The sequence below is a fragment of the Phaeobacter sp. JH20_02 genome (genome assembly GCF_048056915.1).
Taxonomy (GTDB): Bacteria; Pseudomonadota; Alphaproteobacteria; order Rhodobacterales; family Rhodobacteraceae; genus Phaeobacter; species Phaeobacter bryozoorum.
On sequence record NZ_JAYMVP010000023.1, the window covers coordinates 1 to 25,699 of the forward strand.

The following is a 25,699-nucleotide window of genomic DNA, read 5'->3' on the forward strand; positions in this document are numbered from 1 at the left end:
GGGCGCTGACACGATTTCGGGCGGTACGGGCGCTGATAGCCTGTCGGGCGGGGACGATGCCGACACATTTGTGGTCGAGGACGGCTTTGGCGCGGACACGATCATCGGCGGCGAAGGGGTCACCACCGGCACGGATTACGACACCATCGACCTTTCCGCCGTGACCAACCCGGTCACCGTGACCTTCACCGGCTCCGGCGCGGGCACGATCAGCGACGGGACAAGCACGCTCAGCTTCTCGCAGATCGAGCGGCTGATCCTGGGCGCCTCAGCCGATGTGGTGGATATTACCAGCGACACAGGCGGAATGGAGATTATCGCCGGGGCCGGCAATGACACCGTGACCGGCGGCTCCGGCAACGACACGATTGCGGGCGGCGACGGGGATGATCTGATCGACGGCGGTGATGGCGACGACTTCCTCACAACCGGCCTTGGCAACGATACCCTGATCGGTGGCTCCGGCAATGACACGTTGATGAACTCCGACGGCGATGACAGCCTGGTCGGCGGTGCGGGCAATGACAGCATCGTTGCCACCGGCGGCAATGACACGCTCGAAGGCAACGACGGCGACGATACGCTTGAAGGCGGTGCTGACAATGACAGGCTGGTCGGCGGCACTGGCGCCGACCAGCCTGTCGGGTGGCGACGATGCTGACACGTTTGTCATCGAGGACAACTTTGGCGCGGACACGATCATCGGCGGCGAAGGGGTCACCACCGGCACGGATTACGACACACTTGATCTGTCGGCCGTCACCGTTCCGGTCACGGTAACCTTCACCGGTACCGGCGCGGGCACGATCAGCGACGGCACCAGCACGCTCACCTTCTCCGAAATCGAGCGCGTAATCCTGGGCGATTCAGCCGATGTGGTGGACGCCACCAACGACGCAGGCGGGATCGAGATTATCGCAGGCGGCGGCAACGACACCGTGACCGGCGGATCCGGGAACGATACAATCGACGGTGGCGATGGCGAGGATACCATCGACGGTGGCGCGGGCAATGACAGCCTTCTTGGTGGACTCGGTGCCGACACTATCTCGGGTGGTGCCGGGGCGGACACGATTGACGGCGGCAACCAAAGCGATCTGATTCTGGGCGGTGACGGCAACGACGTGATCATCGACTCAGGCCTGAACCTATCGGATGACACAATAGACGGTGGCTTGGGCGATGACACCATCGACGGCGGTCTGGGCAAAGACAGCCTCACCGGCGGCGATGGAAACGATAATATCGCCGGTGGTGATGGTTAGGATACCCTTCAAGGCGGAGATGGCGCGGATTCCCTCGACGGCGGCAACAATAATGACGTGATCGACGGCGGCGCGGGTGCCGATACAATCACCGGCGGCACCGGTGCCGACACGATTGAGGGTGGCACCGGGGACGACGTTATTGACCTTGGTGCCGATAGCGACAGGGATACCCTGGGAGTGTCCGATCTTGCCGGGTCGGATATCGTGACGAATTTCGACATGACCGACAGCGGCGATGGCACCACGGTAGACCAATTCGATGTCTCGAATCTGGTCGATGCAGATGGCAATCCGGTCAATGCCTGGGATGTTGTCGTCAGCGACACCAATGGCGACGGGACAGGTGATGCGGTGCTGACCTTTGTCAACGGCGAGTCGGTGACGCTGGTTGGCGTTCAGCGTTCGCAGGTGGACAACGCCCAGAAACTCAATTCGATGGGCATCCCGTGTTTCACGCCCGGTACGATGATCGCAACCCCAAGCGGCGAAACCAAGATAGAAACGCTGAAGCCCGGCGATCTGGTCACAACTCTTGAATACGGCCCGATGCCGATACGCTGGCTGGCCCTGTCGGAAGTCGCAGTTAAAACTGCGTCTCTACCGCAGAACCTCACGCCGGTCCGGATCAGGCCGGGCGTGCTGGGCAATGCACGTGCGCTGGTGGTGTCGCCGCAGCACTGCGTCCTGCTGACAGATCAGCTCACGAATGCGTCCTACTATGTGCGAGCCAAGCATCTGGCTGAAGAAACTACATTGGCTTCTTTTGCGCGGGGTCGTCAGAGCGTCACGTATATCCATCTTATGCTCGACAAACATGCGACGCTGATTTCCAATGATATCCCGAGCGAAAGCTTCTATCCTGGGCCGATGGCTATGAAGATGATGTCGGCCGTAACTCGCCTAGAACTATACGCCCTACTCCCTGAATTGGATCAGATGCCTGTCGAACAAGCCTACGGGGCGCGAGCCGCAACCGTTCTGTCACGCAATGAACTGCAAAAACTCAACGGGCGCCTTGGACTTCTTCAAGGCAGGCGGCTGGCGGGCACCCCACCCGATTGGACTCACAGCCACAGGGGGCGCGAAACTGGCAGCCAACTAAGGTTTCACCCGATAACCAACCGCAGTTTTTGTGTCGAAAACGTCGACAGGTGACAGCCGGTTAGCGGCTCTCTGCCAGTTGGTCCTCACCCGGAAGAGACACGGTGAAATCGCAGTCCTATTCAGTCCTGCGCGTCCGCCAGCTGGTTGCGCACGATTACGTCGATCCTTGTGTCGTTGAAGCGAAAGATACCTGTTTGCTTCAGAGCGTCCCGGACCGAGGTGCTTTCAGATAGCCGTTTCCAGACGGTCGGCGACGAGTATGGGGCCATACGCGGTTTGGTGGCGACGCCCATTGTCATCCCGTTCAGATATCTGACCTGTTGGCGATGCGCAGGAAACAGAATGGACTCCGACAAGAACCCATCCTCGCTGTTTGCGCTTTCCAACAGGTAGATGCGATTGCCCTTATAGGCTGCAAGCCCGGTATATTTCGTCCGTTGAACGATGCTTTGATCATCGCTCAAGGCACGTTCGAAGGTATGCGAAACGATATAGCCGTCCTGTTCACGCAGCCAGATCAGCGTGCGCATGATCTTGCCTTCCCAGGTCGGCGTTGTGAAATGGCCGTGATAGAACCCCAGATACCGACGCAGCGGACCGGCCTGGTTCTCGAAAATTCTGGACAGCACGCGCGCCGGGCTTTTGCGGGAGGGCGCCGTCAATCTGTTCATCCTGCCCAAGAAGGCCGGGTGATCCAAGTCGAGGTCCTGTTCGCTGATATTGAAATGCCGGGCGATGCGCCGAAGGTTGTGCGCCGAGGGCATTCCACCGCCATTGAGGTATCGATTGAATTGCTGACGGTTCAAGCCGATATCGCGGCAGACCTGCGCAATGCTGCCGTAGTCAGCGCAGAGGGATCGCAGGTTCCGCGAAAAGTTTTCCGACATGCGACAAGTCCTTCGCACATAGACGCATTGATGCTTACAAAAGCTTAAACCTGCGTACAGTCGCTTACTAGGTGGTTTTTGATTTTCGTTCCAATTTTCGCTTGTGAGTCGCAAACGGTGATCGGCGTGCAAAACGAAATCAGAACACTAGAGAATGAGTGGATCCCTCTTCCGGACGGGCGAAAACTGGCGGCACGGGTCTGGCTTCCCGCTCTGCCGGGGGCTGCGCCGGCGATCCTGGAGTATCTCCCCTATCGCAAGCGGGACGGAACCGCAGCGCGTGATGAAACCACACATCGGGTGTTTGCCGCCCATGGCTATGCCTGTGTGCGGGTCGACATTGCCGGGACCGGCGACAGCCAGGGCCGTTTTGACGATGAATATTCCGAACAGGAGCTCTGCGATGGCGAAGAGGTTCTGAAATGGATCGCAGGCCAGGACTGGTGTGATGGCCACGTCGGAATGATCGGGATCAGCTGGGGTGGCTTCAACGGCTTGCAGCTTGCGTATCGCCGACCGCCGGAATTGAAGGCGGTTGTCACCATGGCCTCGACGGCTGACCGCTATGCCGATGACATTCACTACATGGGCGGCTGCCTGCTCAGCGATAACGCCAATTGGGCAGCACAGATGTTTGCCTATCTGTCTCGCCCTGCTGACCCCGACCTGCGGCCCGACTGGCGCGATGACTGGATCGCGCGGATGGAGCTGCTGCCTGATCTTGCCGCCGACTGGCTGGCGCATCCCACACGCGATGAGTTCTGGAAACACGGATCGGTTTGCGAAGACTGGTCACGGATCGAGGTGCCGGTTCTGGCAATCACAGGCTGGGCGGACGCTTATGTCAACACGCCCCTTACCCTGGTTGAGAACCTGACTTCGCCGACCAAGGCGCTGATCGGCCCCTGGGAGCACCGCTATCCGCATATCTCAAAGATCGAGGCCGCAGACGCCCACTCGGAGATCATCGGATGGTTCGACCGGTGGCTGAAAGGCGAGTTGAACGGGGCTGAAACACTGCCTGCCTTGCGAACATTCGTGCAGGAACATGACAACCCGTCCGGCAAGAACAAGCCGCGCAGGGGTCGGTGGGTGTCAGAGGAAAGCTGGCCATCGAACACCATTCAGGAGCGCATTTATTTTCTCGGCGATGGTGCGCTGTGCCCAGCAGCCAAAGCCGGGGAGGTCGATATTGCCAATCCTGCCAGCGTCGGGTCCGCCAGCGGCTATTTCTGCCCGGGGATGCGGATCGACAACGAGCTGCCGGGCGATCAGGTCGAGGACGACAGGCACTCCACCTGCTTTGACATTTCGCTGGACGCGCCGCTTGAGATCGTTGGACGCCCGCGTCTGAAGCTGGCGTTTCGTGTTGATCAACCGGTTGCCCAGGTGGTGGCCCGGCTCTGTGATGTCGCGCCGGATGGCGTGTCGCAACGCATCACCTATCGGCCCTTCAACCTGACCCATCACAAAAGCCACGAAACCCCGGACGCTTTGGTGCCGGGCGAACGCTACGAGGTTGAGTTCGAACTGAACGCCTGTGCCCATCGGCTGCGCGCGGGGCATCGCCTCCGTCTGGCGCTGTCGACATCCTACTGGCCGATCGTCTGGCCCTCGCCCAAACCTGTGACGATCACGCTGGACTGCGCGGGCAGCCAGTTGACACTGCCTCAGCGCCGCGTGGCTGGTGAACCGGAGCCTGCCAACCCCGGACCGCCAGACAAATTTCCGACATTGGCTGCGGATGTCCTGCGTGATCCGTCGAGCACGTCACGGCATGGAACCGACGATGAAGGACGGACAACACTCGACGCATTTGACGATTTCGGCATGTCGCGCGATCCCTATCACGGCCTTATCAGCGGCAGCCATGTAGCGACGCATTATTCCATCCATCCCGATGATCCCGCCAGCGCCAAGATGGTGGCCGACTGGCGGTTCGAGTTCCGCCGCGACCACTGGCAGGTTCGGATCGACACGCATTCGCGCATGTCCTGCGACGAGACGCATTTCTACCTGCACCGCAGTTTGCGGGCCACGGAAGGGCCCGATGAAACCGAAGTCCTGTCAAAAGAATGGTCGCGGACCATTCCGCGCGGGCTTCTCTGAACAACCCAACGGGGAGATCACAATGAAGATCGAATGGATGAAGGCACCAACAGGACGCCGAAACTTCCTAAAAGGCGCGACAGCGCTTGGTGCGGCCGCCGCAATGCCTATGGGCTGGGCGGGGACCGCTTTTGCCCAGGATGATGGCGTCCTGCGAGTCCGCGCCTATGGCGACGCTCCGAACATGGATCCCGCGCATAGTGTCGGCGTTGTGGAAGAGGAGATCCACGCCGCAATTTACAACAAGCTGATCCAGTACAAGCCCGGCTCCGAATGGGGCTGGCAACTTGATGCGGCGTCGATGATCGAACAGGTGGACCCGACCCATATCAAATTCGCCCTGCGCGATGACATCGGCTTTACCAACGGCCATGGCGCGATGACAGCCGAGGATGTCAAATTCAGCTTCGAACGGATCGTGGCCGAGGCCACCGAAAGCCCGAACAAGCCGGATATGGGACCGCTCAGCCATGTTGAGGTCACTGGCGAGCGCGAAGGCACCATCGTGCTGAACGAGCCCTTCGCGCCGCTCTGGTCTATTGCCTTGCCCTATATCACCGGCAACATCGTGTCCAAGGCCGCGGTTGAGGCCACTGGCGGGCGGATCGGCTCCGACCCGGTCGCCGAAAGCGGCCCCTATCTGCGCGCGAGCTGGAGCCCCAAGGAGAAGACAGTGTTGCAGCGAAACCCCAACTGGAAAGGGGACGCACCGGCCTGGGATACGATTGAAGTCTACCCGATCGACGATGAAAACACCGCCGAGATCGCATTCGAGGCAGGCGAGCTGGACCTGACCCGCGTGTCGCTAGGATCGGTCGCGCGCTACCGTGGCGGCGTTCCAAACGGCGGGACCCTCGTCGAAAACCCCTCGCTGTTCTATGTCTGGCTGGGGATGAATCTGGATCATCCGAAACTACAGAACCAGAAACTGCGGCAGGCGATCCAGCATGCGATCGACGTGCCGACAATCCTTGAGGCCTCCTACTTTGGCGCGGCGGACCCGTCGACAGGCATCATCGCACCGGGTCTGGCAGGAAACCGTGCTCAGGGTCTTGTGGCGCCGCAGGCCAACATTGAAAAGGCAATGGAACTGCTTGCGGAATCCGGCGAGACAAATGTCTCCCTCACGCTCGATATCCTGAACAAGACGACCTACACAACGATGGCTCAGGTCATTCAGGCGATGCTGGCGCAAATCGGGATCACGCTGGAAATCAACGTTCTGGAATCCGGTGCGTTCTGGGCGAGCGGCGAAAACGAAGATCTGCAACTGGTGCTGAACCGCTTCTCGATGGCGCCTGATCCCTCCTATGCAACGGCCTGGTTCACCACTGAACAGGCAGGCATCTGGAACTGGGAACGTTTCCGCAATGACGAATTCGACAAACTCCACGCCGCCGCATCTGCGGAAACCGACAATGCAGAACGCGCTGCAATGTATCAGCGAGCGCAGGACCTGATGGAAGAAAGCGGCGCCTATCGCTTTATCACCCATGAAGCAACGCCGGTCGTGCATTCCTCGCGTGTTGTTCCGGCCCTGCGCCCGGATGGGCTTTCGCTGCTCAGATACTTCGGCAAGGCGTAACCTCCCTACGTCTCTGCGTGTGGCTGCCCTCGGGCGGCCGCACGTGATTACCCCGCCCAGAAAGGCCCGATCGATGTTCAACTTTGCTCTGAGGCGGTTTGCGCTTGCGGCGCTGATCCTCTTTGTTGCGGTAACACTCATGTTCCTGATGATCCGTGCAGTCCCCGGCGATCCGGTGCAGATCATGCTTGGTCCGCGAGCGACCCCGGAGCTTCAGGCCCGGCTCACCGCCGAACTGGCGCTGGATCAGCCGATTTGGCGGCAACTGGTGATCTTTTACAGCAACATGATGCAGGGCGATCTGGGCACCGACGTGTTTTCGGGCCGCTCGGTCACCCAGATTGTCTTTCAACAGCTTCCCTTCACGCTTGAGCTGATCTTTGCGTCGATCCTCTGGTCTGCCGCCCTCGGCATCGGGCTTGGCGCCTATGCCGCGGCCCATCCCAACACCCTGATCGACCGAAGCGTCGCGGTGCTGTCGGTGAGTTTCGTCGCGGCCCCCGCATTTGTCGTGGCGCTTTTGTCGCTTTTGCTGTTTGCCGTGCAGCTCCAGTGGTTCCCGGCGATTGGTGTCGGTGACGGGTTCTGGGACCGGCTGGATCATCTGGTTTTGCCCGCGTTTGCAATCGGGCTGAGTTGGGTCGGGTATATCGCGCGGCTTGTACGTGCTTCGATGCTGGAAGTGCTTGGTGAACACCACATCCGGACCGCCCGCGCCTTTGGTCTCTCCGAGCGACGGATCGTCATGGTCTACGCGTTGCGGATCGCCGTTCTGCCGGTCGTCACCGTGATCGGCGTCGGGATGGGCTTTCTGCTCAGTGCTGCCGTTTTTGCCGAGATCGTCTTTGCCCGGCCCGGTCTGGGCAAATTGGTGATCGATAGCATCACCACCCGCAACTACCCGATCGTCATGGGCTCGGTGCTCATCTCAACGGGGCTGTTCGTTATCTCGACCGCCGTTGCGGACCTTGTCAACGCCTGGCTGGACCCGCGCGCGAGGACCTCGACATGACGGCCTCGACCATGGGTAAACCGCGCTCCGAACTCGGCATTATTCTCAAAGGCGTCGCCGGGAACCCGCTGGGCCTGATGGGGCTGATCATCGTCGGGGCCATCGTGTTCAGCGCCATCTTCGCGCCATGGATTGTGCCCTACGATCCGATTGCCATGAATATTCAGGACCGTATGCAAGGCCCATCGGCCAGCCATTGGCTGGGCACCGACCAGCTGGGCCGAGATACCTTCAGCCGCGTGATCATGGGCGGACAGGTGGCGCTGAAGGTCGCCTTGCCTGCGGTCTTTGGGGCCATGGCGATCGGTCTGACACTGGGAATGATCGCGGGCTACGGGCCAAAATGGCTCGACAATCTGCTGATGCTTCTGTTTGACACCATCCGGTCATTCCCAACCGTGATGTTCGCGCTGGCCGTCGTCGCGCTGGTGGGTCCCAGCCTGCAAACTGTGGTTTTCGTGGTCATGGCGACCTCGATCCCGACCTATGGCCGTGTGGCGCGCACGCAGACGCTCACATTGCGCAACTCGGAGTTCATACTGGCCGAACGCTCCATGGGGGCCAGCATGGCCCGTATTCTGGGTGTCCATTTGCTGCCCAATATCATTGGCGTCCTGGCGGTTCTGGCTGCCATGGACATCCCCACGGTGATCGCGCTTGAGGCCGGTCTGTCGTTCCTCGGTCTCGGGGTAAAACCGCCGACACCCAGCTGGGGTGCATTGTTGAAAGATGGCTATGCCCTGATCCGGCAAACGCCGTGGTTGGTGGTCGGAGGCGGCCTGCCGATCATCATCGCAACGCTGGGCTTCACCTTCCTCGGCGAATCCCTGCGCGACGTGGTTGACCCGAAATTGAGAAAGAACCGATGACCGAAACCTTGTTGGAGATCGACCATCTCAGCGTCGATTATAAAACCGAACGCGGCGACCTGAAAGCCTTGCGCGATATCACCTTTGACGTCCGCAAAGGGGAAATCGTCGGGATCGTCGGCGAAAGCGGCTGCGGAAAGTCGACGCTGATCTCGTCGATCCTGCGGTTGACGGCACCGAACACGCGGTTCCGTCAGGGCGCGGTGCGGTTCAAGGGGCAGGACCTGTTGCAGGCCAACGAGCGTCAGATGCGCGCCCTGCGCGGCGACGATATCTCAATCGTCTTCCAGGACCCGATGCAGACCCACAACCCGGTGCTGACCGTCGGTCAGCAGATGGTCGATATCCAGCACCGGTCCTCCGCGTCCAAGGCCGCAAAACGCGCAACCGCCGCGAAAATGCTTGGGGCTGTAGGCATTCCCGATCCCGACGCGCGGCTGAACCAGTTCCCGCATGAATTCTCCGGCGGGATGCGCCAGCGGATCGCCATTGCCATGGCGCTGATGTCCGAGCCTGACCTGCTGATCGCCGATGAACCCACAACGGCACTGGATGCCACTCTTGAAGTACAGATTATCGAACGCTTGCAGGAGCTTCAGCGCGAAATGAACTGCGCGATCCTATTCATCTCGCATCATCTGGGCGTGATTGCGGAACTCTGTGACAGGGTGGTGGTGATGTATGCGGGCGCAGTCGTCGAAAGCGGCGATGTGCGCGAGATCTTTCACAACCCGAAACATCCCTACACCCGCCGCCTGATCGAATGTGATCCGGGCCACATCAAGAGCCGCGCCCGTGTCCTGCCGACCATTCCGGGCGAAGTTCCCGATCTGGCGAACCTGCCCGGCGGCTGCATTTTTCGCGACCGGTGCGATCAGGCAATCGCCCGCTGCGCGGCAGACGTGCCGCCACTTGAGCGACTGGGAGACGACGGTCAGCTGGCTGCCTGTTGGCTGAACCATGAGGAGATGACGGCGTGAGCCTTCTGTCTGTTGATAACCTTCAAACCAGCTACGGTCAGGTCAATGTGCTGGCTGGCGTCAGCTTTGACGTGGCCCCGGGCGAAACCTACGCGCTTGTCGGCGAAAGCGGATCGGGCAAGACAACCGTCATTCGCGCAATTGCCGGGCTGGCCCCGGCGCAGGCCGGTTCGGTCAAATTCGACGGCAGGGAAATCCGCGGCCTGCCCGAACGGCAGCTGCGCCCCCTGCGCAAGGACATCGCCATGATGTTTCAGGATCCGGTCGGAAGCCTGTCTCCGCGACTGACCATCGGCAGTCTGATCACGGAACCCTACAGGATTCAGGGCATGAAGAGCCGCGATCAGCACGCCGAGGCGAAGCGCCTGCTGGAGATGGTCAACCTGCCTGCGCATTTTGCCGACCGCTATCCCTATCAATTGTCCGGCGGTCAGGCACGGCGTGTCGGGGTGGCCCGCGCACTGGCGCTGGAACCCAGGTTGATTCTGGCCGACGAACCGACAGCGGGATTGGACGTCTCCGTGCAGGGCGAGTTGCTGAACCTGCTCAATGAACTGCGCGAACGGCTGGGTCTGGCCATGGTGATTATCACCCATAACCTCAGCGTCGTGCGCCATGTGGCCGACCGTATGGGGATCATGTATCTGGGGCGGCTGGTGGAAGAAGGCACCACCGAAGCAATATTCGAAAGCCCGCGCCATCCCTACACCCGCTGCCTTCTCAGCGCGAACCCGGAACCTGACCCTGACGCCCGGCTGGAACGCATCGCGCTGAAGGGCGAACCGCCGAGTCTGCTGAACCGGCCAAAGGGATGCGAGTTCCGCGAGCGCTGCCCCTTTGCCCAGGACATTTGCACCCAAACACCCAGATGGGAGGTGACCGCAGGCCACGGCCTGCGCTGCCTCGCGCCACTCTCGTAGCGAGCCCGCAATGACAGCCACGCTTTATTCCAACGGCACCATCCTGACGATGGACGCCGAAAACTCTCAGCCCGAGGCGGTGCTGACCGAAGGCGGATTGATCCGAGCCGTCGGCGACGAAACCGTCCTGCGCGCCCAGATGCCCGACGGCACGCGGCTCCATGACCTGCAGGGCCAGACGCTTATCCCGGCCTTTATCGACCCGCATGGGCACTTTCCCGATCCGGGGTTCATTGCGCTTTTCCGTGTCGATCTTGCGTCACCGCCACGTGGCGACTGCATCGATATGGCAACGGCGCTGCACCGCCTGCGTGCCAAGGCAGCCGACACCCCAAAAGGCGAATGGGTCATGGGGGTTCTTTTTGACAACACCGCAATCGCCGAGGGTCGGATGCCGACCCGGGCTGAACTGGACGACGTGTCCACAGATCATCCCATCTGGGTGCTTCATGCCTCGGGCCACAATGGCGTCGCGAACTCCGCCGCCCTTGAAATGCGCGGCATCTCACGGGATACGCCGGACCCACTGGGCGGCCGCTATGGCCGCCGGGATGACGGCGCGCTGACAGGTCTCATCGAAGGCCTGTCCGCCATGGGCGAAATGGGCGATACCGATTTCCTGATCAATCGCGAAAGATTCTGGCAGGGTTTCGCGGTCTGCCGCGACGATTACCTCGCCCATGGCGTGACCTATGCGCAGAACGCCTGGACCTCGCGGGTAATGCTGGAGCATTTTGCCTCGCTCGGACCAGACAAAGATCCCGGTATCGACCTGATGCTGCTGCCCATTGGAGAGCTTGAACCGGGGCTTTGGGACACTCTCGACTGGCCCGGCAATCGGCATTTCACCCTTGGCCCCCGCAAGCTATTTACCGATGGGGCATTCCAGCTTCAGACCGCCTATCTCTCTGCGCCCTATCACCGGCCAATTGACCCGAAACATTCCTGCGGGATGCCCTATGTGGCCGCTGAGGAACACCGCCGCGAAGTCAGGAAACTCCATGACCTCGGCCACCAGATCCATTGCCACTGCAACGGTGATGCCGGGGCCGACATGTTCATCGATGCCGTGGCCGCCGCCTTGGCCGACACCCCGCGCGCGGATCACCGCCACACGATCATTCACGGCCAGACCCTGCGCGACGACCAGCTTGGCCGTATGGCTGAGCTTGGCATCACGGTCAGCTTCTTCTCGGCCCATATCCATTTCTGGGGCGATCGCCATTACAGTACGTTTCTCGGCCCCGAGCGCGCCAGCCGCCTGTCCCCCGCCGCGTCGGCCGAGCGATTTGGGGTCCGCTACACCCTGCACAATGACGCCTCCGTAACGCCAACCAGGCCGCTGCATCTGGCCCATTGCGCCGTCAACCGCACCACATCAAGCGGGCGGCTGCTCGGGGAAAGCCAGAAAATCAGCGTCCTCTCGGCCCTGCGGGCACAAACGATAGACGCGGCCTGGCAGGTCTTCCAGGAAGATATTCGTGGATCAATAGAGCCGGGAAAATGCGCCGATCTTGCAGTTCTCTCAGGCAATCCGATTGCGGCCTCAGAGAACCTTCTGGATTTGAAAGTGACGGCGACAATTCGAGCGGGCAAAATGGTGTCGGGAGACTGACCCTCCGACGAGGTCTGTGTGACTGTGGTCGTGACGGGTTCATTTTTGATCGCTTCACAACCTATTCAGAGAGACCATAGCCGAGGACACAGATTGCAGCAGCTTTGCATTTGGCAATTACCCAATCTCGTATGCGTGTGCGCCCGCAACATGCCTCATCTCCATTGCGCTGTTGCATTGGGAGGGGATGCCACGCTCAAGCGTTGCAAAGAACCAATAGGACGCAGACCTGCTAGAATACCCGCCGCGCAAGCGCAGCGTCATGGGCGATTACAAGGGTTCGCGATCCAGCCGCGCGACCAGCAATCATCTTTTTTCAGAAATCCACGCAGGTATTGTCGGATTTGCATTGGCCCGCGCGTTCTTGCAGCATGTGATCAGTGCACTGGAGAAAACCATGATCTATGCAATTACAATCTACGGAGAAGCCGGGCTTTTTGAAACACTCCCCAAAGAACGGCAGGACGAAGTGCTGGCCGGACATGGCGCGTTGCAGGAGGCGCTGAAGAAACGAGGGGAGTTCATCTCGATCAAGCTGATGCCGCCAACCTCGGCAGTGATGCTTGACCCTGCACCGGCGGTCGATCAGCCCCCGTTGATTGTGGATGGGCCCTATGCCGAGACAAAAGAGAGTTTCCTGGGATTTTACGCCGCCGACTTTGAAAACCTGGACGATGCTCTAACCCACGCCAAGATGATCTCATCCCCGGTGGTTCGGCTAGAAGTGCGGCCCGTGGCCTGGGCTGGAGGTGCGATTTCGTCGGAATAGGCATGTGTCGGACTGGCTAGAAGCAACAATCACCAGACAGCGTCCGCAGGCGCTGGCCGCGCTGACCCGCTACTTCCGCGATATAGACATCGCGGAGGACGCCTTTGCAGATGCCTGTCTCAAAGCCCTCAAGGTCTGGACGGACATCGGCGCACCCCGTGATCCTTTGGCCTGGCTGCTGGCCACCGCCCGCAACGCGGGGCTCGACACGCTGCGCAAGTCCCAGCGGCACCATGCCATCCTGGCGCGGCACTGTGCAGAGTTTCAACCCATGACAGAGGCACCCCCTGATCCCGATGAACTGCGCGATGACGTCCTGCGCCTGTTGTTCATCTGTTGCCACCCGGAGCTGGAACGGCGCGATCAGATTGCCATCGCGCTGCGGATCGTCGCCGGGCTCAGCGTTGCGGAAATTGCACGCGGCTTCCTGATCAAACCGAAGGCCATGGAACAACGGATCACCCGCGCGAAGAAGAAAATCGCCAGTGGCACCGTCGCCTTTGAAACACCCAGCCCGCAGGAGCGGGGCGCGCGGCTGGGTGAGGTCTCGCTGATGGTCTACCTGATGTTCAACGAGGGCTGGTCGGCTTCTGGTGGTGAGACCCAGATCAAGCTCACAGTCTGCGAAGAGGCAATCCGCCTCGCTCGTCTGCTGGCAAACCTGTTCCCGGCCATGGGCGAGCAGGCGGCGCTTCTGTCGCTCCTGCTGTTTCAACATTCGCGACGTGACGCGCGCATGGATGCTGATGGCCAGCTCGTCCCGTTGGAGGATCAGAACCGCAGCCGATGGGATCTCTCCCAAATCGCCGAGGCGACGGCGCTGCTACAAAAGGCCCAGAGGATCAATCATCGGGGGGTTTACATCATTCAGGCCGCGATTGCTGCGGTCCATGCCCGCGCGCCCTCCGCAGAAGAGACCGATTGGTCACTGATCGCTGCGCATTACGCCGCGCTCTATGCCCTGCAGCCTTCGCCCGTTGTGCGTCTCAACCTCATCGCAGCGGAGGCACGGATTGAAGGCCCAGCCTACGCGTTGGCCGCGTTGGAGCCGCTGGCTGACGATCTGTCGCAATACCGCTGGTTTCATGCCATGAGAGGCCGGCTGTTGCAGGACACCGGCAATCATCCAGCGGCCATCAAGGCGTTTGAAGCAGCGCTTTCACTCAACCCGACAGCACCGGAACGCGCCGCCGTTCAAGGAAAAATCGCGCTCAGCAAAAAAGAACTGCCCGACGTGTAGGGATTGGGAGTGGTCATGCGTCCTTGGGTCAGACCTGCATTCGGGCAGGCAAACAGGGAGAAGACATATGAGCATTCTTGAGATGACAGCAATTGGAAACGCCGGCTGGATCGGGCACTCCGGGCCGGATCAGGAGAAGGCCAAAACCTTTTATCAGGAGGTGCTAGGCTGGACCATCAACAATATGCCGATGCAGGACGGGTCCAGCTACTCGGCGATTGCGGTGGGCGAAACGGCGATTGGCGGTTTTTCTCCCATGCCCGAGGAGAGCGGAACCTGGACGATTTTCTTTACCGTTGCCGATGTGGACAGCTGCGTGACCACCGCAAAGGCCAAAGGCGCAACCGTCCTGCAAGCCCCCATGGATATGCCCGGTGTCGGTCGCATGGCAACGCTCACAGATCCGCAGGGCGCCCGCTTTGCAGTGATCACCTATGCCCAGAACCCGGCCTAAGGACGCGCTCAGATGGAACAAACACCACAGATCGCGCTGGCCGTAACGGCGATTTTCGTCCTTCTCAGCATCCCGATGGCGATCTCGGTCGGGGTGCGCCGGGCCAAAACCGGCATCCTGCTGCTGCATGGTGACGATGATGTGCTGCTGCGCCGGATCCGGGCCCATGGCAACTTTGTCGAATATGTGCCGCTTGCGCTTCTGGCCCTCGCCGGTGCTGAAATCGCCGGAACCGCAGCCTGGCTGGTGGCCCTATGCGGTGCCGTGCTCATCCTGGCGCGGCTCATCCACTACTTTGGCCTGCTTGCATCGGCGGATAGCAAAGGGCGCGCCGTCGGTGCCGCGCTGACAACCTTGGCGATGTTCATGCTCGCCATCGCCATCCTGTGGCAACTATTTGGGGCTGCCTGATGCCTTATGACGAAGGCCTTAGCCAACACATGCGCGGCGCACTCGCCGCGCATGTGGGGATCACTGAAAAGCGGATGATGGGCGGTGTGTGTTTTTTCCTGAACGGCAATATGCTTTGCGGTGCGCGACGGCACAAAGATGGTGTCGGGCGGTTTATGTTCCGTATCGGCAAGGAGAACGAAGCGGCCGCCCTTGCAGACCCGACCGCCCGCGTCGTCATCCACGGCAAGCGCAAGCTGGGTGGCTTCATCCTGGTAGATGAGGCCGATTGCCCGGACCCCGCAATGAAGCGCTGGCTGCAGCAATGCCTGGCACATGCAGCAGCCCTGCCCGCCAAAAAGTGAGGGACAATCATGAATACATTCGACAGCTACAGCCCCGATGCGCTGCAATTCCTGCGCGATCTGAAGGCGAACAACACCAAAGACTGGTTCACGGCACATAAAACGACATATGAACACTGCATCAAAGATCCCACCAAGGTCTTTGCGGCTCACATGGAGAGCGCACTTGGTGCGCTGACCGGTCAACCGCATAGCAGCAAGATCTTCCGTATCCATCGCGACGTCCGCTTCTCCAAGGACAAGACGCCCTACAACGCTCATATCCACGTCACCTTGAGACCAGAAAGAACAACTGCGCAGCCGCCCATGTGGTTCTTCGGTCTCTCGCCTGAGAAGCTGACGCTGGGCTGTGGCGTGTTTCAATACGACAACGAAGCACTCGCCAATTTCCGCAGGGCGATGGCGGGTCCTAAAGGGGCCGAGTTGATCGCATTGACGGACGAACTGCGTGCCTCAGGTATCCGCATCGGTGAGCCGGACCTGAAACGGGTCCCCAAAGGTTTTGATAAGGATCATCCGAACGAGGTTGCACTGCGACGCAAGGGGTTTGCCGCATGGATCGACATCACCGACACAGCCTTTGTCACGGAGCCAGATCTCGTCGAACGTACCACTGCGACGTTTCAAAAGCTCATCCCGGTATTTGACCTGCTTTCCGACATCGGTTCCCCTACCGGCCCCTGCTAAAGAATCCGCAGTATCATCGGCACGGTCGCAATATGACACTTGTGTGGGAATACAGGCGGTTGACGAGCGTCATTTGATAGGCCGGAAGCACCTCTAGATGACAGAGCCCGATACACGGCGGCAGAGCGGAGGCCGATCTCAGCGTGGCGCGGTGACCATAATGAAGTTACTCGGCCTGCTTATCGCCGCAAAACCATATCGGGCGACCGGCCGCCAAGTCGGTTGGCGAAGGCTTCGGTGAACGACTATTTTCATCCATGGCCATGTGCTTACAGCCGAGGCGCGACCGGTAAGCGGATTGCTTCACGGACACAGAGAGGATTCCGGCGCGATTGCCGACGTTGTCCGCTTGGAGCATGGCGCCTTGGTCGAGATAGTGGCAGCCCGCTGCTCGATCCAAGACACAGGCTGATCCAGACCGTTTCGCGCGGCCCGCACCTGCGATACCGGCGCCCGACGCGAAAGCGAAGGTGGTCAAGAGGACCACATTCACGGCCCTCAGGGCAGAGCGATCCCCAATATGTGCGGCTCATCAGCCGGATGGAAATCCATCGTGAGCACCCTATTCCACCCCAACATTAAGAGAAACAGAATACGACAATATTGAGGAAGATGGCGGAGACGATGGGATTCGAACCCACGAGACCCTTCCGGGCCTACTCCCTTAGCAGGGGAGCGCCTTCGACCACTCGGCCACGTCTCCGCTGACCCGTCTATCAGCGCAACCAAGCCAAGAACAAGGGCGAAATGCTGTTTTCGGCAAAAAAATTGCAGCCCTTGACCAGGGGGACAAAAACAGCAATCGCCCCGCCGCAGGCGTGCTGCAGCGGGGCGATGTGAGACGCTGTTCGGACGAAGGAAACCATCGTCGCGCACCGCTTCAGGGCAGGATGGCAAGCCGCTTCAGGAACAGAGTTTTCACCGCATCGGCGTCAACTGCCATGTAGACGTCGATCGGCTTGCGGTCGCTGTCTGTGGCGAGGCGGGTTTCGCCTGACGTTTCACCGTCGCAGGACACCTCCATTGCAACCGAGCGCGCCGTGAAAAACTCAGGATGCGTGCAGGCAATGACTGCGGCCGGATCATGAAGCGAGCAGCCGTCAAACTTGCCGACGGTTTCATAGAAATGCAGGTAGAAGACCGACATTTCCTGCAACATCCCACCCAGCTCCGGGGATTGCGCGGCAATGGCGGAGAAATCCTCGGCGGTGCACAGAATGCGATGCGTGACATCCAGACCGACCATCTCGACCTGCGCGCCGGAACCGAAGACGACGTCGGCCGCGTGGGGGTCATGATAGATGTTGGCTTCGGCGTGGGGGGTGATATTGCCGCCCTCTTCCAGCGAGCCACCCATGATCACGATCCGTTTCACATTTTTTGCAAACTCGGCGTCGCGCTGAATCGCATGGGCGATATTGGTCAGCGGACCAATCGGACAGATCACCAGCTCACCCTTGTGCTCGCGCGCCATGCGGATCAGGAAGTCAGCTGCATCCTCCTCCAGAGCCTGCCCTTTCGGCGTCTTGGCCGGAATGTCGCCAAACCCTTCGGCGCCATGCACATGGGCAGAGGGCGTAAAGGGCGGCAGCACCAGCGGGGTCTCGGCGCCATGGGCGACAGGCAGGTCCAGACCCGCAGCTTCCAGCAAACGCAACGCGTTACGGGTGGCCGTTTTGGTGGTCACATTGCCAAAGATTGTCGTCAGCCCGAGTAGCTCGATATCCGGGGCCGCGGCCGCGTAGAAAATCGCCATGGCATCGTCGATACCGGGATCCGTGTCGATGATCAGCTTTGTCATCTTTATCCTTCCGACTAATTAATCGTGCGGGTTTAGCATTTCCGTTAGCGGCAACTCAAGCCTGCCACTTTCAGGAATAGACAACAGCTGTATCAAGAAAATGCCCGCCTTCACTGGAAGACGGGCACCAATATTGTCGCGGAGAGCAGAAAGATCAGGTGTTGAACAGGAAGTGCAGCACATCGCCATCCTTGACGATGTAGCTTTTGCCCTCGGCGCGCATCTTGCCCGCTTCCTTGGCACCCTGTTCGCCGTTATGGGCGATGAAATCGTCATAGGCGATGGTTTCAGCGCGGATGAAACCTTTCTCGAAATCGCCGTGGATGACGCCCGCCGCCTGCGGTGCCGCAGTACCGGACCGGATCGTCCAGGCGCGTGCTTCCTTGGGGCCAACGGTGAAATAGGTCTCCAGGTGCAACAGCTGGTAGCCTGCACGGATCAGCCGGTCGAGACCAGCCTCGGCAAGCCCCATTTCGGAGAGGAACATCTCTGCTTCCTCCGGCTCCAGCTGGCTGATTTCTTCTTCGATCTGGGCCGAGATGATCACATGGCTGTTGCCCTGAGCCGCAGCCATGTCCGCCACTTTGGCCGAATGCTCGTTGCCCTCGACCGATTCCGACTCGCCGACGTTGCAGACATAAAGCACTGGCTTGGTTGTCAGCAGTTGCAGCATTTTCCAGGCCTTGGCATCCTCTGCATCGACCTCGACCAGGCGCGCGGGTTTGCCATCTTCCAACATCGCCTGTGCCGCCGCCAGAAGGCGGTCCTGCTGCTGAGCTTCCTTGTCGTTGCCCTTCAGCTTACGCACCAGATTGGCGCGGCGTTTTTCAATGCTTTCTAGGTCGGCCAGCATCAGTTCAGTCTCGATCACCTCGGCATCGGCAACCGGGTCAACGCGCCCTTCAACATGGGTCACATCGCCATCTTCAAAGCAGCGCAGCACATGGGCGATGGCATCGGTTTCGCGGATGTTGGCGAGAAACTGGTTGCCCAGACCCTCGCCCTGCGAAGCGCCTTTGACCAAGCCTGCGATATCAACAAATGTCATCCGCGTCGGGATGATCTGTTTAGAGCCCGCAATGGCCGCCAGCTTGTCCAGCCGAGCATCGGGCACGCCGACTTCACCGACATTCGGTTCGATCGTGCAAAACGGAAAGTTCGCCGCCTGCGCCGATGCGGTTTTCGTCAATGCGTTGAACAGGGTCGACTTGCCGACGTTCGGCAGACCCACGATTCCCATTTTAAAGCCCATTTCGGCCTCCTGATGCCACTTGGGAGGTGCTTCTAGGCAGCATTTCGAAGTGACGCAAGCGCGCATCTCCCGCCCCCTCCGCCAAGCGCCCCGGTCGAGGCTGCTGCAAAGAGCCGTGAAGACCCAGTCCCGATGCGGAGGTTCTGAGCATGGAAAATTTCAAAACAAGGTGCAACCAATTGGTGACACTCGCGTTCCTTTGATCGGAATGTGATCCCTTTGCCCCGCCAGAAGGTGGACATTCTTATGATTTAACGGCTGAGTTCCAGCTAGGCTGACCAAAACGAGACTATTGACAATGACATTACGCACCTTCGTTACCGCGACGCCCCTCGCCTGCGCCCTGACGCTTGCCAGCGCCCTCCCTTCGGCTGCCGCCGACTGGATCTTTGGTGCAGGATATTCAAGCTTTTCCCGTGAAGGCGCAGAGGATAGCGCATTGATCTCGGTGGAATACCAGCATGATGCGTTCTGGCAGCGTGGCAATTTCGACGCAGCCTTTGGTGCCGCACTTGATGTGCAAACCACTGGCGATCTGTTCATCGGCGCAGGTGCGGTCGGCACGTGGCATCTCCAGCGCGGCTGGTTCATTGAAACCAGCGTAATGCCCGGTGCCTACGCCGAGAGTGTCCGGCTCAACGATCTGGGCTCAACATTTGAAATTCGCAGCGCAATCGCCCTTGGCAAGGAATTCGCAAATGGCAAATCGCTGTCGCTGGCGCTGACCCATAAATCAAACGCATCCACAGCCGATATCAACCCCGGGGTAAATTCGCTGCTGCTACGCTGGCACGTCCCCTTCAAGGGCTAGAGGCAGGCGCCCGCCTGGCGGAGGAGCAGCGTGGCAATAAGGCGAGCGGGATTGATTTCCGCCGCAACATTCGGCACACCGAAGCGGACACATTCAAAAGGCCCGATCATGACCCGCATTGATGCCAAATTCGCCGAACTGAAAGCTGCCAGCAAAAAGGCCTTTGTCGCCTATGTCATGGCGGGTGACCCTGACTTCGACACCTCGCTTGAACTGGTAAAGGGGCTGCCCGCGGCGGGCGTCGATGTGATCGAACTGGGCCTACCCTTTACCGATCCGATGGCCGATGGCCCGACCATTCAGCTGGCCGGACAGCGCGCGCTGGAAGCCGGTATGACCCTTGAGCGCACACTTGAGCTGGCGCGTGCGTTCCGCGCCGAAGACGACACCACACCCATCGTGATGATGGGATACTACAACCCTATCTATAGCCGGGGCGTTGATAAGTTCCTCAAAGACGCCAAGGCAGCTGGCATCGACGGGTTGATCGTGGTTGACCTGCCGCCGGAAGAAGACAGCGAATTGTGCCTCCCCGCGCAGGAGGCAGGGCTGAATTTCATTCGACTGGCCACTCCTACCACCGACGACAAGCGCCTGCCCCGCGTCCTGCAAAACACCTCCGGTTTCGTCTATTACGTCTCGATCACCGGGATCACAGGTGCAGCCGAAGCCGAAGCGACCAATGTCGGACCGGAAGTGGCGCGGATCAAAGCCAATACCGATCTGCCTGTTATCGTCGGCTTTGGCATCAATACGCCTGAAAAATCAAAGGCCATCGCCTCCGTCGCCGATGGCGCGGTGGTCGGCTCTGCCATCGTCGGCCAGATTGGCGCAGGCAAATCCGTCGCCGAGGTCCTCAGTTTCGTAAAGTCTCTCTCTGACGGGGCACACGCTGCCTGATCGCAATCAGCTGATCGCCGCCAACAATCATCAGGCCGCATCCCATCGGGTGCGGCTTTTTTGCCGTTCACATCCGCGCGCGAGCATCCTGCATTGCATCTCACCCAATGGATTGGTAATAAATTATTACCAAACAAGGGCGAGGATGACACCGTGCCAGTCATTACCAATATCGACGATCTGAAATGCATCTATGAACGGCGTGTCCCGCGCATGTTCTATGACTATGCAGAAAGTGGCAGCTGGACCGAGCAGACCTTTCGCGACAACACCAGCGATTTTGAAAAGATTCGACTGCGCCAACGGGTGGCAGTCGATATGGCTGGCCGCAGCACCGCAAGCCGGATGATCGGGCAGGAAGTGTCGATGCCTGTTGCCCTCGCGCCGGTTGGTCTGACCGGTATGCAACATGCCGATGGCGAGATAAAAGCAGCCCGCGCCGCCGAGGCTTTCGGCGTGCCGTTCACGCTGTCGACAATGTCCATCAACTCGATCGAGGACGTGGCCGAGGCTACGACAAAACCCTTTTGGTTTCAGCTTTATACGATGAAGGATGAGGATTATGTCCGTCGTCTGATCCGGCGTGCAAAAGACGCCAAATGCTCCGCCCTGGTAATCACGCTGGACCTCCAAATTCTTGGCCAGCGGCACAAGGATCTGAAAAACGGCCTCTCCGCACCGCCGAAGCTGACCCCGAAGACCATCGCCAACCTGATGACCAAATGGACCTGGGGCCTGCAGATGCTGGGCGCCAAGCGGCGTAACTTCGGCAATATCGTCGGCCATGTGGACGGGATTTCGGACGCCTCGTCACTGGGTGCCTGGACAGCGGAACAGTTCGACCCCTCGCTCGACTGGGGCAAGATTGCCAAGCTGATCGAGCTTTGGGATGGCAAGGTCATCCTGAAGGGAATTCTAGATGTAGAAGATGCCAGGATGGCAGCAAAAGTTGGTGCCGACGCAATCGTGGTCTCCAATCATGGTGGCCGCCAGCTGGATGGCGCACTGAGCTCCATTCAGATGCTTCCGGCAATCATGGAGGCTGTCGGCGATCAGATCGAGGTTCATTTGGACAGCGGCATCCGCTCCGGTCAGGATATCCTGAAGGCACTTGCCCTTGGCGCGACGGGAACCATGATCGGGCGCGCCTTTGTTTACGGGCTCGGCGCTATGGGACAGGCCGGCGTCACCCGGGCACTGGAGGTGCTGCACAAGGAGCTGGATACAACAATGGCGCTATGCGGTGAGAAATCTGTCGCCAATCTGGGTCGTCACAACCTGCTGATCCCCGAAGATTTCGGCGGACGCTGGCAGTAACATACGGCGCGGCGACAGCCGTATTTCCGGTTTGCGACTTGCAATATCAGCCAATCCGGTCTATGCGCACGGCTTCACGCGGGGTGACAGCCTTGGAGGCACCCCCATTATCAAATTGGAGAATTATCATGGCTGGTCAGATTCCTGATCTTGTTTGCCAAGAACGTACGGGGTCGGGCAAGGGCGCCGCTCGTGCAGCACGTCGTGCTGGCATGGTTCCTGGTGTTGTTTTCGGTGGCGATGCCGAACCGATGTCGATCCAGATCCCCTTCAACGAACTGCTGAAAAAACTGAAAGCCGGCCGCTTCAAGTCCACCCTGTGGAACCTGAAAGTGGAAGGCCAGGAAGACGTGCGCGTGATCTGCCGCGACGTTCAGCGTGACGTTGTCAAGGACCTGCCGACACACTTCGACCTGATGCGTCTGCGTCGCACCTCGAAGGTGAATCTCTTCGTTCCCGTAGAGTTCATCAACGAAGACAAAGCCCCCGGCATCAAGCGTGGCGGCGTTCTGACCGCCGTCCGTCCCGAGGTTGAGCTGGTTGTGACCGCTGGCGACATCCCCGAGAAGCTGGTTGTTGATCTTGACGGTCTGAATGTTGGCGACACCGTCACCATCTCCTCAATCAAACTGCCGGAAGGCGCAAAGCCGACCATCGACCGCGATTTCGTTGTAGCCAACATCTCCGCTCCGTCGGGCCTGAAGTCCGCTGACAACGAAGCGTCTGAAGACGAAGCCGAAGTGGCCGCAGAAGAATAAGCTCCGACCGAAAGGTCCGGAACGACGAAGCGAGGCCATCTTTGGCCTCGCTTTTTTTGTAGATTATGGGCGGCAGTCTTGGCAGGTCGCCACCTTTCAAACGGATGTCGAATCGCGTCAGGGGCTGGATTTTTGTTCGCAAACGCGCCATGTAGCCTGATGAGATAGAGCCCCACACCAAACACATCGTAGAATTGTCCATGAAACTTTTTGTTGGCCTCGGAAACCCCGGCGCGAAATATGCAGGCAACCGGCACAATATCGGCTTTATGGCGCTGGATCAGATTGCTAGCGACCACGGGTTTTCGCCTTGGAAATCAAAGTTCCAGGCCCAAATCAGTGAAGGTGTGCTTGGCGGAACCAAGGTCCTGCTGCTGAAACCGCAGACCTTTATGAACCTTTCCGGTCAGTCCGTCGGCGAAGCTATGCGGTTCTATAAACTCGCCCCCATCGATGTGATTGTCCTGCACGATGAGCTGGACCTTGCACCGGGGAAGGCGCGGGTGAAACAGGGCGGCGGCCATGCAGGCCATAATGGGCTGCGCTCGATCCATTCTCATATCGGTGCAGATTACGGTCGCGTGCGGCTCGGTATCGGTCACCCGGGTCACAAGGACGCCGTTGCAGGATATGTGCTACGCGATTTCGCGAAGGCAGATGAGGTCTGGCTCGATGATCTAATGCGCGGTATCTCCGACGGCGCTGCCCATTTGGCGGCGGGAGATGGCGGAAAATTCATGAATGCTGTTGCCCTGCGCGTGGCTCCACCGCGCAGCTCGAGCGCCGGGCCAGCGCCAAAGGGGCAGAAAGCTGCCGTACCTTCGGGAAAAGCGGCAAAATCCGGAGACACGGCCAAGTCGCAGCCCTCCCAGCCTTCACAAGCCGATAGAACTGACACCGGCAATCAACCCCAGCCATCCGCCATGGAGCGGCTGCTGAACAAGTTCAAGTAATCAAAGTTTCCGTTGCGTCCTGTTTGCGCGGGCAGGCTCCGGCTGGCTAGGCTCAGCCGCGCCCGAGGAGGATTTTTATGCGTCGATATTTAAAGCTATTTTCCTATTTTCTCATAACCTTACTGATCTGCGCGGCCGCCCTTGCCTATTGGCAGCGAGAGTCGCTGAGCCGTCTGATGGCCGTGAACAGGCTGTTTGATGCAGATCGTATTGTTTCTAATTTCTCAAATATGGAGGCGGCATTCCTGACGGTCCCCCTTGATCGTGGCGCCACTGCGGTCAGCCCCCTGCCGCGCGGCGTTGAAATGACGCTGCCAGCCGGCGCCCAAGACTGGATCAATGAGCGGACGGTTACGTCTCTCTTGGTACTGAAGGGCGGTCAGCTTCGTCACGAAAGCTATTATCAGGGGACCAAGCCGGGTGATCTGCGGATTTCCTGGTCGATGGCCAAGAGCTACCTCTCGGCGCTGCTGGGCATTCTGTTGCAGGAGGATAAGATCCGCTCGCTCGATGATCTTGTCATCGAGTATGCGCCCGAGCTGAAGGGCAGTGCCTATGAGCGGGCCAGCATCCGCAATGTGTTGAATATGGCCAGCGGAGTTAAGTTCAACGAGGATTATCTGGACTATAACTCCGACATCAACCGTATGGGGCGCACGCTGGCGCTTGGCGGCACGCTGGATGAGTTCGCCGCCGGCCTGACCGAAACAATCGGAGCCCCGGGCGAGGCCTGGCAGTATGTCTCCATCGACACCCATGTGCTGGGAATGGTCATCCGCGGGGCAACGGGCCGCACCGTCCCGGACCTTCTGTCAGAGAAAATACTGCGGCATCTCGGCCTGGAACAGGCGGGCTATTATCTGACAGATGGCGAGGGCGTTGCCTTTGTGCTGGGAGGGATCAACCAGACCACGCGCGACTATGCACGCTTTGGTCAGATGATTGCCCAGAACGGCCGCTACAACGGCATGCAGGTGGTTCCGCAGGCCTGGATCACCGCCTCCACCCGGCCATCGGCGCCGACAAAGGCCGGTCGTATCGGGTATGGGTTTCAATGGTGGATCCCCAAGAATGCCGTACCGGGCGAATTTCTGGCCAGAGGGGTCTACGGGCAGTATATCTATATCAATCAGGCCCGCGAGGTGGTGATTGTGGTAACCAGCGCTGATCGGCGGTTCCGTGATCCCGGTGTCGCTGATGAAAACGTCAGAATACTGCGGGCCCTTGCCAAATCTCTGTAGGATCCGACCATGGACCAAGACGACAGCATAAACGTATTCGGGAGAGCCCTGGCCTCCTGTTCCACCGCTCCGATGACCGGGTTCTTTCGTGACGGCCATTGCAACACCTGCGCGCAGGATCAGGGCAGCCATACGGTCTGCGCGGTGATGACGGATGAGTTTCTGGCCTATTCCAAATACGTCGGCAATGACCTCTCCACACCGCGCCCCGAATTCGGCTTTGCCGGGCTGAAGGCCGGGGACAGCTGGTGCCTTTGTGCCGCGCGTTTCCTTCAGGCGGCTGACGAAGGTTGCGCACCACAGGTCAACCTTGCGGCGACACATAAGCGTGCTTTGGAGATCGTTCCGCTCAGCGTGCTGAAAAACCATGCTGCATCAGGGGAAACCTATTAGGCGCAGCTGACCGCCTGCG

26 protein-coding genes, 1 tRNA gene and 1 pseudogene are annotated in these 25,699 nt (G+C 59.7%); 24 read left to right on the plus strand and 4 right to left on the minus strand.

From position 1 onward, the window contains the following. The 4 genes and pseudogenes from VWY34_RS12195 to VWY34_RS12210 form a co-directional block, all read left to right on the plus strand. The coding region (locus VWY34_RS12195; RefSeq protein WP_416549021.1) for a calcium-binding protein at window positions 1–661 on the plus strand (661 nt) is incomplete at its 5' end. Continuing rightward, window positions 603–1,265 (plus strand): calcium-binding protein, encoded by a 663-nt coding sequence (locus tag VWY34_RS12200; protein WP_416549022.1) that lies wholly within the window; start codon window positions 603–605, stop codon window positions 1,263–1,265. The genes VWY34_RS12195 and VWY34_RS12200, both read left to right, overlap by 59 nt. A gap of 12 nt (window positions 1,266–1,277) precedes the next feature. Further along, window positions 1,278–1,418, plus strand: a pseudogene (locus tag VWY34_RS12205) (calcium-binding protein); the annotation flags it as partial. A 27-nt stretch (window positions 1,419–1,445) separates the two neighbouring features. Next, window positions 1,446–2,423, plus strand: coding sequence for a Hint domain-containing protein (locus VWY34_RS12210; RefSeq protein WP_416549023.1), 978 nt, complete (start codon window positions 1,446–1,448; stop codon window positions 2,421–2,423). A 68-nt stretch (window positions 2,424–2,491) separates the two neighbouring features. Here VWY34_RS12210 and VWY34_RS12215 read toward each other — a convergent pair whose 3' ends face one another. Next, entirely contained in the window at window positions 2,492–3,259 is a 768-nt protein-coding gene (locus VWY34_RS12215; protein ID WP_340544476.1) for a helix-turn-helix transcriptional regulator, read from the minus strand. Between the two features lie 126 nt (window positions 3,260–3,385). Between VWY34_RS12215 and VWY34_RS12220 the strand changes: the two genes are divergently transcribed. The 13 genes from VWY34_RS12220 (at window position 3,386) to VWY34_RS12280 (ending at window position 16,254) form a co-directional block, all read left to right on the plus strand. Next, complete coding sequence (locus tag VWY34_RS12220; RefSeq protein WP_416545437.1) at window positions 3,386–5,368, plus strand: CocE/NonD family hydrolase; 1,983 nt, start codon at window positions 3,386–3,388, stop codon at window positions 5,366–5,368. A gap of 22 nt (window positions 5,369–5,390) precedes the next feature. Beyond that, window positions 5,391–6,953, plus strand: a complete 1,563-nt coding sequence (locus VWY34_RS12225; RefSeq protein ID WP_416545439.1) for an ABC transporter substrate-binding protein — start codon at window positions 5,391–5,393, stop codon at window positions 6,951–6,953. A 73-nt stretch (window positions 6,954–7,026) separates the two neighbouring features. Beyond that, window positions 7,027–7,965: an ABC transporter permease gene (locus VWY34_RS12230; RefSeq protein ID WP_416536542.1), complete on the plus strand. Its 939-nt coding sequence runs from the start codon at window positions 7,027–7,029 to the stop codon at window positions 7,963–7,965. 11 nt (window positions 7,966–7,976) lie between these two features. After that, entirely contained in the window at window positions 7,977–8,834 is an 858-nt protein-coding gene (locus tag VWY34_RS12235; RefSeq protein ID WP_416545644.1) for an ABC transporter permease, read from the plus strand. Next, entirely contained in the window at window positions 8,831–9,814 is a 984-nt protein-coding gene (locus tag VWY34_RS12240) for an ABC transporter ATP-binding protein (protein WP_416545441.1), read from the plus strand. Before VWY34_RS12235 ends, VWY34_RS12240 begins: the two co-directional genes overlap by 4 nt. Continuing rightward, window positions 9,811–10,734: an oligopeptide/dipeptide ABC transporter ATP-binding protein gene (locus VWY34_RS12245; RefSeq protein WP_416545443.1), complete on the plus strand. Its 924-nt coding sequence runs from the start codon at window positions 9,811–9,813 to the stop codon at window positions 10,732–10,734. Before VWY34_RS12240 ends, VWY34_RS12245 begins: the two co-directional genes overlap by 4 nt. A gap of 10 nt (window positions 10,735–10,744) precedes the next feature. Then, window positions 10,745–12,349 (plus strand): amidohydrolase, encoded by a 1,605-nt coding sequence (locus tag VWY34_RS12250; RefSeq protein ID WP_416545445.1) that lies wholly within the window; start codon window positions 10,745–10,747, stop codon window positions 12,347–12,349. A gap of 262 nt (window positions 12,350–12,611) precedes the next feature. Then, the gene (locus VWY34_RS12255; protein ID WP_416536539.1) at window positions 12,612–13,118 is read left to right on the plus strand and encodes a YciI family protein; all 507 of its coding nucleotides are present in this window, start codon (window positions 12,612–12,614) and stop codon (window positions 13,116–13,118) included. 4 nt (window positions 13,119–13,122) lie between these two features. Next, window positions 13,123–14,358: an RNA polymerase sigma factor gene (locus VWY34_RS12260; protein ID WP_416545447.1), complete on the plus strand. Its 1,236-nt coding sequence runs from the start codon at window positions 13,123–13,125 to the stop codon at window positions 14,356–14,358. A 67-nt stretch (window positions 14,359–14,425) separates the two neighbouring features. Continuing rightward, window positions 14,426–14,812, plus strand: a complete 387-nt coding sequence (locus VWY34_RS12265; protein ID WP_416545449.1) for a VOC family protein — start codon at window positions 14,426–14,428, stop codon at window positions 14,810–14,812. A gap of 12 nt (window positions 14,813–14,824) precedes the next feature. Next, window positions 14,825–15,223 carry an MAPEG family protein gene (locus VWY34_RS12270; RefSeq protein WP_340544464.1) on the plus strand — a complete coding sequence of 133 codons (399 nt, stop codon included), beginning with the start codon at window positions 14,825–14,827 and terminating at the stop codon, window positions 15,221–15,223. A gap of 29 nt (window positions 15,224–15,252) precedes the next feature. Then, the gene (locus tag VWY34_RS12275) at window positions 15,253–15,567 is read left to right on the plus strand and encodes a TfoX/Sxy family protein (RefSeq protein WP_416558547.1); all 315 of its coding nucleotides are present in this window, start codon (window positions 15,253–15,255) and stop codon (window positions 15,565–15,567) included. Window positions 15,568–15,576: 9 nt separating this feature from the next. After that, window positions 15,577–16,254: a DUF2461 domain-containing protein gene (locus VWY34_RS12280; RefSeq protein ID WP_416545451.1), complete on the plus strand. Its 678-nt coding sequence runs from the start codon at window positions 15,577–15,579 to the stop codon at window positions 16,252–16,254. Between the two features lie 613 nt (window positions 16,255–16,867). Here VWY34_RS12280 and VWY34_RS12285 read toward each other — a convergent pair. The 3 genes from VWY34_RS12285 to ychF all read right to left on the minus strand — a co-directional run bounded on the left by VWY34_RS12285 (window position 16,868) and on the right by ychF (window position 19,307). Then, window positions 16,868–16,957: transfer RNA gene (locus VWY34_RS12285), tRNA-Ser, on the minus strand. 177 nt (window positions 16,958–17,134) lie between these two features. Further along, complete coding sequence (locus VWY34_RS12290) at window positions 17,135–18,055, minus strand: nucleoside hydrolase (RefSeq protein WP_416545453.1); 921 nt, start codon at window positions 18,053–18,055, stop codon at window positions 17,135–17,137. 154 nt (window positions 18,056–18,209) lie between these two features. Then, on the minus strand, window positions 18,210–19,307 hold the full coding sequence (ychF, locus tag VWY34_RS12295; protein ID WP_416537256.1) for a redox-regulated ATPase YchF: 1,098 nt from the start codon (window positions 19,305–19,307) through the stop codon (window positions 18,210–18,212). Between the two features lie 298 nt (window positions 19,308–19,605). Between ychF and VWY34_RS12300 the strand changes: the two genes are divergently transcribed. The 7 genes from VWY34_RS12300 (at window position 19,606) to VWY34_RS12330 (ending at window position 25,680) form a co-directional block, all read left to right on the plus strand. Beyond that, on the plus strand, window positions 19,606–20,118 hold the full coding sequence (locus VWY34_RS12300; protein WP_416536534.1) for an acyloxyacyl hydrolase: 513 nt from the start codon (window positions 19,606–19,608) through the stop codon (window positions 20,116–20,118). 108 nt (window positions 20,119–20,226) lie between these two features. Then, window positions 20,227–21,018 carry a tryptophan synthase subunit alpha gene (gene trpA / locus VWY34_RS12305; protein WP_340544456.1) on the plus strand — a complete coding sequence of 264 codons (792 nt, stop codon included), beginning with the start codon at window positions 20,227–20,229 and terminating at the stop codon, window positions 21,016–21,018. Between the two features lie 153 nt (window positions 21,019–21,171). Next, window positions 21,172–22,335 (plus strand): alpha-hydroxy acid oxidase, encoded by a 1,164-nt coding sequence (locus VWY34_RS12310; RefSeq protein WP_416545455.1) that lies wholly within the window; start codon window positions 21,172–21,174, stop codon window positions 22,333–22,335. Between the two features lie 128 nt (window positions 22,336–22,463). After that, on the plus strand, window positions 22,464–23,093 hold the full coding sequence (locus tag VWY34_RS12315) for a 50S ribosomal protein L25/general stress protein Ctc (RefSeq protein WP_340544454.1): 630 nt from the start codon (window positions 22,464–22,466) through the stop codon (window positions 23,091–23,093). Window positions 23,094–23,293: 200 nt separating this feature from the next. Continuing rightward, window positions 23,294–24,046 (plus strand): aminoacyl-tRNA hydrolase, encoded by a 753-nt coding sequence (gene pth, locus VWY34_RS12320; protein ID WP_416545457.1) that lies wholly within the window; start codon window positions 23,294–23,296, stop codon window positions 24,044–24,046. Window positions 24,047–24,123: 77 nt separating this feature from the next. After that, a complete protein-coding gene (locus VWY34_RS12325) occupies window positions 24,124–25,287 on the plus strand; it encodes a serine hydrolase domain-containing protein (protein WP_416545459.1) in 1,164 nt (387 codons plus the stop codon). Between the two features lie 9 nt (window positions 25,288–25,296). Beyond that, window positions 25,297–25,680 (plus strand): DUF2237 family protein, encoded by a 384-nt coding sequence (locus VWY34_RS12330; protein WP_416545461.1) that lies wholly within the window; start codon window positions 25,297–25,299, stop codon window positions 25,678–25,680. Window positions 25,681–25,699: the final 19 nt, after the last annotated feature.